This window comes from Streptomyces sp. NPDC059989 (assembly GCF_042736975.1).
In the GTDB taxonomy this organism is placed as follows: Bacteria; Actinomycetota; Actinomycetes; order Streptomycetales; family Streptomycetaceae; genus Streptomyces.
Genome location: NZ_JBHWUO010000145.1, coordinates 1 through 1,177 on the forward strand (window position 1 = coordinate 1; position 1,177 = coordinate 1,177).

Here is a 1,177-nt window from a genome sequence, read left to right on the forward strand (position 1 = left end):
CTGTAACACCTGGAACAAGTTGCCCTTCCGGATCTATTAACTTGTCACCAAATACCGTGCATTTGCTTTTGATGGATGACCAATCGACACTCTCAGCCACCTTCAAAAATCCGTTTTCCTTGGCATATCCCAATAACTCTGAATCATTCCGCTGAAATTCCGGCTGTTGCTTTATAAGCTTGAGAGTGCCGTATGGAAGCTTGATTGTTTTTTGTGGCTTACGTCCTTTTTTCTTCTGTTCTTCGACTTCCTGCCTCATATAACGCTCAAGCCGATTTTCATAAAACGCCTGTTTCTTCATGTATTTTTCCTTTTCTTGCTCCTGCCACATCTTTATTTTCTCGATCTTTTCAAGAAATGGCGCGATCTGATTTTCAGCAATCTGATCAATTTTCTGCTGTTTTTCCATAAAGTGAGCGATTCGTCTTTGCGCTTCTGCCGCCGTTTCAAGGTCTGATACTTCAAACGCCTCTTGCTCCGTTTGTTCCTCTTGTTCTTCCGTGCCAACTTCCTCAGCAAATGGATCATTGTCGAAAATCACAAAATTATTTTCCATGTTTTCACCCTGATTCTATTGATTTTTAGGAGAAAGGTAGATATAATTCCTAATTAAAGGTATCTACCTTTCATGCGGAAGTGTTAGGGTACTTCCGCGCAACGAAGTTTGTGTTACGTTTGAACCTTCTTTTTAGGAGGTTCTTTTTTATTGCACAAGATCAGCAATTTTCTTGAAATACTCTCTAATGCAATCCGATTCATCGTGAATAAATTCCCCTTCATGATCAAAAAACTCTTCGCTTGCTGTTATTATCTCGCCGCATCCTTTACACTTTCCGATCACAGTCGGTTCAGGAATTCTTTCATCGAATCGTGCCATTGTTTGCAGTCTACTCACGCCCAGTTGCCCCTTTCGCTGTTTAATTGCAAGTATTTTTCGTACTGCGCCTTTGTTTTAAATTCGAAAAACGGATTGCCTGACGGTGGAATTGTTATCGTTCCCCCTGCTTGATTAAGTCTCCACTGATCAAATGCGCTTTGACTGAATGCGACCTTTCTATATGATTTCATTTCAAATCCCCTCTCTTGTTTTTTCTTTTCCATTGACTGAATGCCGTGTTTTCCAAAAGCCAAAACCTTTCCGCCTTCGTGTAAGTCCGCCAATCGGATACTTTAATGT

General features: G+C 40.8%; 3 protein-coding genes. All 3 read right to left on the bottom strand.

The features are described from left to right. The coding region (locus tag ACFWBN_RS39985) for a host-nuclease inhibitor Gam family protein (RefSeq protein WP_385186753.1) at positions 1-541 on the bottom strand (541 nt) is incomplete at its 3' end. Positions 542-703: 162 nt separating this feature from the next. Then, positions 704-877 (bottom strand): hypothetical protein, encoded by a 174-nt coding sequence (locus tag ACFWBN_RS39990; protein ID WP_382522930.1) that lies wholly within the window; start codon positions 875-877, stop codon positions 704-706. A 14-nt stretch (positions 878-891) separates the two neighbouring features. Beyond that, a complete protein-coding gene (locus ACFWBN_RS39995; RefSeq protein WP_382522926.1) occupies positions 892-1,161 on the bottom strand; it encodes a hypothetical protein in 270 nt (89 codons plus the stop codon). Positions 1,162-1,177 lie beyond the last annotated feature (16 nt).